At 36.4% G+C, this 10022-nt stretch carries 6 protein-coding genes and 2 rRNA genes (1 of these 8 cut by a window edge); 6 read left to right on the top strand and 2 right to left on the bottom strand.

The window, feature by feature from the left end:
- The 6 genes from AB1410_03040 to truA all read left to right on the top strand — a co-directional run.
- A 23S ribosomal RNA gene (locus AB1410_03040) occupies positions 1-2954 on the top strand; it begins 1163 nt to the left of the window's first position.
- Positions 2955-3008: 54 nt separating this feature from the next.
- Positions 3009-3125 (top strand): 5S ribosomal RNA (rrf, locus tag AB1410_03035).
- 460 nt (positions 3126-3585) lie between these two features.
- A complete protein-coding gene (locus AB1410_03030; protein MEW6455678.1) occupies positions 3586-5976 on the top strand; it encodes a sulfatase-like hydrolase/transferase in 2391 nt (796 codons plus the stop codon).
- 41 nt (positions 5977-6017) lie between these two features.
- Positions 6018-6500: a TIGR00725 family protein gene (locus AB1410_03025; protein ID MEW6455677.1), complete on the top strand. Its 483-nt coding sequence runs from the start codon at positions 6018-6020 to the stop codon at positions 6498-6500.
- 24 nt (positions 6501-6524) lie between these two features.
- Positions 6525-7718 carry an aminotransferase class I/II-fold pyridoxal phosphate-dependent enzyme gene (locus AB1410_03020; protein ID MEW6455676.1) on the top strand — a complete coding sequence of 398 codons (1194 nt, stop codon included), beginning with the start codon at positions 6525-6527 and terminating at the stop codon, positions 7716-7718.
- Between the two features lie 48 nt (positions 7719-7766).
- Positions 7767-8498, top strand: coding sequence for a tRNA pseudouridine(38-40) synthase TruA (gene truA, locus AB1410_03015; GenBank protein MEW6455675.1), 732 nt, complete (start codon positions 7767-7769; stop codon positions 8496-8498).
- Between the two features lie 2 nt (positions 8499-8500).
- On the opposite strand, the gene AB1410_03010 is transcribed toward truA, so the two are convergent.
- The gene (locus AB1410_03010) at positions 8501-9517 is read right to left on the bottom strand and encodes a hypothetical protein (protein ID MEW6455674.1); all 1017 of its coding nucleotides are present in this window, start codon (positions 9515-9517) and stop codon (positions 8501-8503) included.
- Positions 9518-9575: 58 nt separating this feature from the next.
- Positions 9576-10001, bottom strand: a complete 426-nt coding sequence (gene moaC / locus AB1410_03005) for a cyclic pyranopterin monophosphate synthase MoaC (protein ID MEW6455673.1) — start codon at positions 9999-10001, stop codon at positions 9576-9578.
- Positions 10002-10022 lie beyond the last annotated feature (21 nt).

Raw genomic sequence — 10022 nt, 5'->3', positions numbered from 1 at the left:
AAGGGGAACAGCCCAGATCACTAGCTAAGGTCCCTAAATGTAAGCTAAGTGGAGAAGGAAGTAGAGACGCAAAGACAGCCAGGAGGTTGGCTTAGAAGCAGCTATCCTTTAAAGAAAGCGTAATAGCTCACTGGTCAAGCGTTTTTGCGCCTAAAATTCAACGGGGCTTAAGCTTACTACCGAAGCTGTGACTCTGTACCAGATGGTACAGGGGGTAGGGGAGCATTCCTGACTGGATGAAGTCAAATTGTAAAGTTTGGTGGACGGTCAGGAAGAGACTCTGCCGGCATAAGTAGCGATAATCCCGGTGTAAACCCGGGACGCCGAAAATCTAAGGTTTCCTGAGGAAGGTCAGTCCGCTCAGGGTTAGTCGGTGCCTAAGCTGAGGCTGAAAGGCGTAGGCGATGGATAGCAGGTCAACATTCCTGCACCATCTAAGAAACGTTTGTACGATGGGAAGACGCAGGAGGATAAGCATACGCACGATTGGAAGTGTGCGGCCCCTGGTTAGGAGGAACTACCAGGAAAATCCGGTAGTTTATAACTCCGAGTAATGGGGGAAAGATTGTCTTCGGACTTTCGAACTTGCTGAATCCACACTGCCGAGAAAATCCTCTAAGGAGTTTCTTAGATGACCGTACCGCAAACCGACACAGGTAGATGAGGCGAGAATCCTAAGGCGCACGTGTGATTTCTCCTTTAGGAACTCGGCAATCTAACCCCGTAACTTCGGGAGAAGGGGTGTCCACTGAGGTGAAATCTCTTGAAGGTGGAGCTTCGGTGGATCGCAGAGAAATGGCCCAGGCGACTGTTTACTAAAAACACAGGCCTCTGCAAAGACATAAAATCGAAGTATAGGGGCTGACGCCTGCCCGGTGCCGGAAGGTTAAGGGGAGAGGTCATCCCGCACCCATTTGAGCTTATTTAGAGAGGTAAATATGTGGTATGTTTATCTCCTGAAATCAGAAGATGGAAAACACTATATAGGTTGTACAAGAGATTTGAAAAGAAGATTAGAAAAACATCTAAGCAGACAACACAGACAAAGGTTTACTTATGGGAGGAAATGGAAGCTTGTATATTACGAAGCTTTCATTTCAGAAAGGGATACGACGTTAAGAGAAGAAAGGTTGAAACACGATGGAAGAGCGCGATATCAATTATTGAAAAGGTCAGGAAATTCTCTTAAGTAGGCTTAAATGGGTGCGGGAGAAGCTTTGAACCGAAGCCCCGGTAAACGGCGGCCGTAACTATAACGGTCCTAAGGTAGCGAAATTCCTTGTCGGGTAAGTATATCTTGCCCCAAAGAGAAGCGATTCTCTTTGAAAAACCAGCTCATATCGGTAAAACCCTAGTTCCAGTTTAGTCGGAAGGGGCAATACCGAGGGAAGCTTATTCAAATAATAGAATAAGCCCTGTAACGACTTCAGACAATTGTCTGGGATGACATTTTCTCCTGGAAATTAGGAAATTTATAAATGTCATAAGACGCTGGTATCTTGTTCTTGGGAGGAATAAATGGATATTAAATCTTATCTCTCTGGTTTTGCAGATGGAGAAGGATGTTTTTCGATCTCTCTTAATAAAAGCAAAAGACATTTGTTAAAGTGGGAAATAAGACCTAGTTTTTCAGTAAGTCAAAATAGTGTCCGTGCTGAAGTTTTAGAATTATTCAAAAAAATTTTTCGATGTGGATCAATTAGACCTGATAAATCAGATAATACATTAAAGTTTGAATGTAGAAGTATCCAAGATCTAGTGGAGAAAGTGATTCCTCATTTCGAGAAGTATTCAATAATTTCTAAGAAGAGAGAAGAATTCAAGTTGTTTGCTGAAGTTTGCAGAATGATGTATAGAAAAGAACATCTTAAGAAAGAAAAATTTAATAAAATATTGGAATTAGCAGAAAAAATCAATAAGTTAGGAAAAAAGAAATACCCAAGAAACAAGATAAAGGTATAGTCTACTTCCTATGGAAACATAGGAGAAAGAGTGAAGTTCCGACCCGCACGAAAGGCGTAACGACTTGGGCGCTGTCTTGAGGAGAAGCACGGCGAACTTGTAGTACCGGTCAAGATGCCGGTTACCCGCCGCTGGACGGAAAGACCCCGTGCACCTTAACTGCATCCTAATATTGGATCTTGGTGTATTATGCGCAGGATAGGTGGGAGGCTGTGAATCCTGGCTTTCGGGTCAGGAGGAGCCGTCGGTGAGATACCACTCTTAATACATTGAGGTTCTAACCTATTCCTCTGAATCGAGGAAAGGGACAGTGTTAGGTGGGTAGTTTGACTGGGGCGGTCGCCTCCTAAAAGGTAACGGAGGCGTCCAAAGGTTCCCTCAGGCTGTTTGGAAATCAGCCGTTGAGTGCAAAGGCATAAGGGAGCTTAACTGTGAGAGGGACACCTCGAGCAGATGGGAAACCAGGGCTTAGTGATCCGGTGGTTCTGTATGGAAGGGCCATCGCTCATCGGATAAAAGGTACGCCGGGGATAACAGGCTTATCGGGCCCAAGAGCTCATATCGACGGCCCGGTTTGGCACCTCGATGTCGGCTCATCGCATCCTGGGGCTGAAGTAGGTCCCAAGGGTTCGGCTGTTCGCCGATTAAAGCGGTACGTGAGCTGGGTTTAGAACGTCGCGAGACAGTTCGGTCCCTATCCACGGTGGGCGGAGGAGATTTGAGGAAGGCTGTCCCTAGTACGAAAGGACCGGGACGGATGAACCTCTGGTTTACCAGTTGTCCTGCCAAGGGCAGCGCTGGGTAGCCACGTTCAGAAGAGATAACTGCTGAAGGCATCTAAGCAGGAAGCTCTTCCCAAGATAAGATCTCCCTGTTCGATGGAAACATCGAGCCTAAAGACCCCTTGTAGACTACAAGGTTGATAGGCTGGAGGTGTAAGTCCAGTAATGGATTTAGCTTACCAGTACTAATAGGTCGTGAGGCTTAGCCATAAAGTTTTGTAAAATAAATAGCTTATCTTTATTATCAATAGTTGAAATAATTTTCCCGGTAACTATGGGGAAGGGGAAACACCCGTTCCCATTCCGAACACGGAAGTTAAGCCCTTCACCGCCGATGATACTGCCCTGGCAACGGGGTGGGAAAGTAGGTCGTTGCCGGGATTTTTTATTTCTGCCTTATTTTCCATTCCGAACAAGGAAGTCAATGAAAATCTTTCTTTTTAATCAATAATTTTGTACTTGACTATAATCCAATTCTCATCCTCATCCTTTTCAAGCGCATAAATAAAATTTCCCTTAGCAGCCAAGAGAGAACCCTGGAAACCATAAAGGCAAAAAAGTAATTTATTAGGTTTAAGTATTTTGTTACTAAAACTTGACGATTTCATATTTAGCTATAGAAAAGTTCCAGTCCTCATCATGTTCAATAGCATATAAGTAATTGCCCTGGATGATAATGGGAAAATACCTTTGGGAGAATTCATCACCTGTTTTTTGAGTTTAAAATGGGCAAATAGAGACAATCCAGATATTTTCCCTCTTCGTTAAAAACATCGACCAGAATTCCCTTTTTCTCAATGTTTTTGACAAAGTAGGATAGTTTCTTTAAACTATTTCTATTGTGCAGAGAAAAAATAAAAAAAAATTTAGAGATCTTTCAAAAGAAAAAAGACCCAAAATAAAAAGGAAAAGATACGGATATTTTTTTATCTTAGGTTTGGTAATAGTTTTTTCCCTTCTGTTTATTTTTAAATTTTTTTTCCTTTTGAGTCCTTATGAAAAAGTTAAAAAATTATTTAAAAAATATAAAATTGAAAATCCTAATGTTATTCTTATTTCGATTGATACACTCAGGGCAGACAGAATTTCTTGCTATGGATTCGAGTTTATTAAAACTGAACACATAGATAGTATTGCTCAGGAAGGCGTTTTATTTGAAAATTGTATAGTCCATGTACCACTAACCCTTCCATCCCACGCCTCAATCTTAACCGGCACTTTGCCAATTTTTCATAATGTCAGAGATAACGGAGGATTTGTTCTTGACAATCAAAGAATGGTTTTGTCAGAAGTATTTAAAAAAGCAGGCTATAAAACCTCAGCTTTTGTTGGTGCTTTTGTTCTGGATTCAAAATGGGGTTTGAACCAAGGGTTTGATTATTATTTTGATAAATTTGATTTAAGTAAATACAAATCAATTTCTTTAGGAGATGTTCAAAGGAGAGGAGATGAAGTTGTAAACGAAGCCTTAAAATGGATTGAAAATAATAAAAATAAAAATTTTTTTTCATTTATCCATCTTTATGATCCTCATACTCCTTACGAGCCTCCGCCCCCTTATGATTCCCTTTATCCAAATAGACCTTACTTAGGAGAAATTGCTTTTTCAGACGAGCAGGTGGGAAGAATATTAAGTTTTTTAGAAGAAAATGAATTGGATAAGACTACGATAATTATATTTACATCTGATCATGGAGAAAGTCTTGGTGAGCATAAAGAAGGCACTCATGGATTTTTTCTTTATAATGCAGCACTCCAAGTTCCATTGATAATAAAAACTCCTTTTAGAGAATTATCTAGAAAAAGAGTTAAAACTCTTGTTAGAAGTATAGACATAATGCCAACAATACTTGAAATTTCAGGTTTAGAAATCCCAACCGAGGTTCAGGGTCGGTCTCTCTTAGAACTTTTATTCGATTCTGATAAAATGCTAAACTTAGAAGCGTATTCAGAGACTTTTTATCCTCGATATCATTTTGGATGGGCAGAACTTATTTCAATCCAGAAAGAAAAATTGAAATTTATAATTGCTCCAAAACCTGAGTTTTATAACCTTGAGGAGGACTTGAATGAAATAAATAATTTATATAGCGAAGGTAATAAAATTGCTAAAGAAATGAAAGCCAAATTAAATTCTTTGATAGAGAGTTATTCTGCGAAAGAAGAAATACAATATCAGAATATTGATCAGGAAACTATGGAAAAACTTGCAGCTTTAGGATATGTGGGAGGGTTTGTAAATACCGCAGAGGAAAGCAAAAATTTAGCAGACCCTAAAGACAAAATTGAACTCTTCAATCTACTTACTTCTTGTAAAGAAGATACCCTGGCAGGAAATTTTGACAAAGCAATAGAAAAAATAAATAAAGTGATAAAAGAAGATCCAGACATTCCGGATGCTTATTTTTCCCTGGGAAATACTTATTTTAAGATGAAAAATTATGAAAAAGCAATTGAATCTTTCAAGAAGACTCTTGAATTAAAACCAGATTATGATTTCGCAATGTTAAATTTAGCAAATTGCTATAGAATTTTGGGAAAGCTGGATGAAGCTATTTCTGAAATTGAAACTTTTTTAAAATATGACCCGAAAGATTCTCAAGCTTTTTATATTTTAGGGGATATATACCTTGAGAAAAAAGATTATAAAAAAGCCTTTGAGAATTTTCAAAAGGCCGTTTCTTTTTCGACATTAATGTCGGATGCTTTCAATGGATTAGGAGTGATATATTACGCATGGAATGATTTAGAAAATGCTGAAAAAAATATAAAAAAAGCTCTTGAAATAAACGACAAAGTTAGAAAAGGGCATTTCAATCTTGCCCAGGTGTATGAGAAGAAAGGAGAACTGGAAAAAGCTAAAGAAGAATACCAGAAAGAGATAGAGATATATCCGTTGAATTTCAGAGCAAGATTTAATCTTGGTAAAATTTATGGAATTTTTGGCGATTATGATTCTCAAATAATAGAATTCAGAGAAGTGATAAAGTCAGAACCATATTTTGCGATTGGATATTTATATCTGGCAAAAGCTATAATGGATGGTAATGGTGATTTGAGGGAAGCCGTTGATATTGCAAAGAAAGGAATTTCGCTTGGTCCTGAACCAGAATATCTCCCATTGGGACACTTCATACTTGCTGATATATATAACAGGATGGGAAATCTTGTTATGGCTGAACAGGAATTGCAGAGAGGAAGGGAAATTCAAGCAAGGAACAGATCAAAATAGATTTGAATTTGAAAAAGAAAAGTCTTAAGGAGGGAAATAAATTGTTCGAAGATGAGAGGGCTGGCGGTTTGAGAACAAAGAAAAGAATTGGGATTATTGGAGGAAACGAGGCTGATCAGAGACTTTATGAAATTGCATTTGAAGTTGGCAAACTAATAGCAAAAAACGATGCGATTCTTATATGCGGTGGATTGGGCGGAGTCATGGAAGCAGCATCAAAAGGAGCAAAAAGTATGGGTGGAATAACAATTGGAATAATTCCTTCCTCAAATATCAAAGATGCAAATAGATACATTGATATTCCAATTTCTACGGGCATTGGGCTTGCAAGAAATTTAATGGTGGTCTTGAATTCTGATGTATTGATAGCGATAGATGGAAAATATGGAACGCTTTCAGAGATTTCTTATGCCCTGATATTTGGGAAGAGAGTTATCGGGCTTGAAACATGGGATATTGAGGGGGTTAAGAAAGCTCATAATCCTGAAGAGGCTATTAAATTTGCTTTGTATGATCATAAATAACATAAATTATTCGTAGGAGGAATAATGAAAATATCGGACTTATCAAAATTAAATTTTGAGACAGTTTGCGTTCATGGAACTGGAAAATTTGACCGCCAGGCTAAAGCAGTTAATTTTCCTATCTACCAAACTTCAACCTTTGCTTTTGATGATTCCCTTGAAGCTGCTGAAGCATTTTTGGAAAAAAGAAAGAGCTATATTTATTCAAGATGGGGGAATCCAACAGTGGAATATCTGGAAGATGTAATATCTCTTTTAGAAGGTGGGGAAAAAGCTTTGATAACATCGTCAGGAATGCCAGCCCTTTCTGTGCTTGTTTTTTCATTTCTTAACAGTGGAGAGAATATCGTCTCTCAAAAAACTCTTTATGGAGGAACTTATAGTTTTTTTACAAAATTCCTTCCTAAATTGAATATCGATGTAAAGTTTGTTAGCGGAGAATCGCTTGAAGAGTTCGAGACTAAAATTGACTCAAGAACAAGATTGATATTCATAGAGACTCCAGCGAATCCAACTCTGAAAATAATAGATATAGAAGGGGTATCAAAAATAGCAAAAAAGCATGAAATAATATTAGCTGTTGATAACACTTTTGCTACACCTTATTTGCAAAACCCTCTAAAATTTGGCGCTGATGTTGTTCTTCATAGTGCTACCAAGTACATCGGAGGTCATGGAGATGTTGTGGCTGGGATTCTTGTGGGAAGTGCTAATTTTATAGATAAAGCGAAAAAGGAAATATTAAGAACTCTGGGAGGAACAATTGACCCTTTTGCAGCATTTCTTTTGATAAGAGGATTGAAAACCCTGGCTGTGAGAATAGAGAAGCATTGTAAAAATGCGAAAAAAATAGCAAATTTTCTAAGCAATCATGACAAGGTAAAAAAAGTATATTATCCTGGGCTTTCATCTCATCCTGGTCATGAGATTGCTAAAAAACAGATGAAAGATTTTGGAGGAATGATTTCCTTTGAATTAAAAGGCGGAAGAAAAACAGGAGAAATACTATTGGATTCATTAAAAGTTATGACTTTAGCTGTAAGTCTCGGTGAGACAGGAAGCCTAATTACACATCCTGCTTCATCAACTCACTATCAATATTCAGCCGAAGACTTAGAAGACGTGGGCATGAGTGAGGAAATGATAAGATTATCAGTGGGAATAGAAAATGTTAATGACCTTATAGAAGACCTTTCCCAGGCATTTAATAAGTTGTAGAGTTTCATTTACAATTAATTTTTAAAAATTATAGGTTAATCGGTTAAGATGACAAATTTTAAGGCTTTAATTCAATATGATGGTACAGATTTTAATGGATGGCAGATTCAGCCAGATAAACGAACAGTTCAAGGGGCTATTGAAGAGGCTTTAAGAATTATATCAGGGGAAAGAGTTGTGTGCAATGGTGCAAGCAGAACTGATGCTGGAGTTCATGCCACAGGGCAAATAGCTAATTTTCATGTTAAACTGAATATTCATCCTCAATCATTAATTAAAGCATTAAATTCAATCCTTCCTCGAGACATAAGAATAATCGAAATCGAAGAAATCAATGAAAGTTTTGATGCACGAGTACATGCAAAATCGAAAATATACATATATAAGATATGGAACGATCAGATAATCTCTCCCTTTATTTGGAGATGGTATTATCATGTGCCATTTTCATTGGATTTTGAAAGCATGGCTGAAGCTTCAAAATATTTTGTTGGAGAGAAAGATTTTTCTTCTTTTACTTCCCATCCTTCTTCAAACAATTTCAAAAGGACTGTTTTTCGGTCAGAGCTTTTAAAGAAAGAAAAAGAAATTATTTATACGATTGAGGCAAATGGATTTTTAAGGTATATGGTAAGAAATATCGTCGGTACTTTAATTGAAGTGGGAAGAGGAAAGATTAACCCTTCTTCTATTCCAGAGATAATCGATGAGAAAAAAAGAGAGGCAGCTGGACCCACTGCTTTGCCTTCTGGGCTTTTTCTCGATAGCGTAATATATTAGATTTAGAATACAATTAATATTATCTGAGAAAGCAAAAATTTGTCTTTATTTAGAAGACTTACTTTTGCGCTACTTCCATTTGAAGAGATTTCAATACGATAGTCTTTATTAATTGTAAAATATTCAGGTAGTAATTTAATCTTTTTAATTCTGGTTAAATTTAGTTCCGATGCATTTATTTCAATAAAATCCTTTTCTCTTAAATCAATTCTATTGGTGAATTTTTCAAACTCTATTTCCCCAATTTTCTGTTTTAATCCCAGACACTTTGATTTAATTATATTTTCTCCTTTTAATTTATCTTTTGTATCGATTATATAGTAAAGCGAATTTAGCTTTGATTCGAGTTCTTTCACATTTTTTTCTAATTCTGTATTTTTAGAGATTAAATTATTTTTTTCTTCGGTAAGAGATTTTATCTGGGAATTTAATTCCTCAATTGTCTTATTTAGCTCTGATATTTTACTTTCGAGTTCATTTTTCAGTTTCAACAGCTCTGCTTTTTCAGCTTCAAGCTTTTTTGTATTATCTTCAATTTTTTTCTTTTCAATTCTATATAGTTTTCCAGGGGAAATTTTTGCCTCGCCTTGAGTTATAAATGTTCCGAACACTTTGTTGAAATAATAATTCCATATTTTAAAACCTATTAGGAGAGGGTGAAAAAGTTTTACACTCTTTAATAAATTCCTTGCTTCCTCTTCGCCAAGACCCTTATCTTTCATTAAATAATCCATTGAAATATTATAATGGCTATCTCCTTTTTCAACTGTGTGAGCTACTGGTATTTGTTCTTGCAATCTCTTTATTTCTTCATTTAATCTGCTTATTTCACTATCTTTTTCAGAAATGGTTTGTTTTAACTCGTTGATTTGGTTTTGTAAGGTTGCCTGTTGCTCCTGCCAGCTAATCTCTTCTTTCTTTTTACATGATAAAAGGAATATTAATCCTGAAATGGATATGAAAAAAATAACAATAAAGAGAAAAGATGAAAAAAGCGATTTTCTTTTAGATTTAATCATTTTTCCTCCACAAATTTAAATTATCAAAATATTTTGTATTAAGCAAATTATTTTGAATTTATTTCCTTTTAAAATTAGTTTTACCTCCTTTTTTTTCGAGCAACTTTATAGATGTTATTTCCATCTCGTTATCGAAGGCTTTTAACATGTCATATATAGTTATTGCTGAGATTGCACATGAGATAAGAGATTCCATTTCAACTCCAGTTTTCCATTTTGCCTTTACTTTGCTCCTTATAGTTATTTTTCCTTCATCAAAGGTAAAATCAATTGAAACCCAGTCTAATGAAATCTGATGACAGAGAGGAACAAATTCAGAAGTTTTTTTTGCAGCCATAATTCCAGCAATTCTGCTTATTTCAAGAACATCTCCTTTTGGAACATTTTTATTTTTTATCATTTCTATACTATTTTTAGAAATTTTAATCTCAGCTTCTGCAGTAGCCTCTCTTACAGTAAGTTTTTTTCCACCCACATCAATCATGGGTATACTTTATTATATTTT

The sequence above is a fragment of the Acidobacteriota bacterium genome (genome assembly GCA_040756905.1).
GTDB lineage: Bacteria > Acidobacteriota > Aminicenantia > JBFLYD01 > JBFLYD01 > JBFLYD01.
The sequence above is the reverse complement of the archived record's forward strand: the minus strand, read 5'-3'. Positions and strand labels throughout refer to the sequence as shown.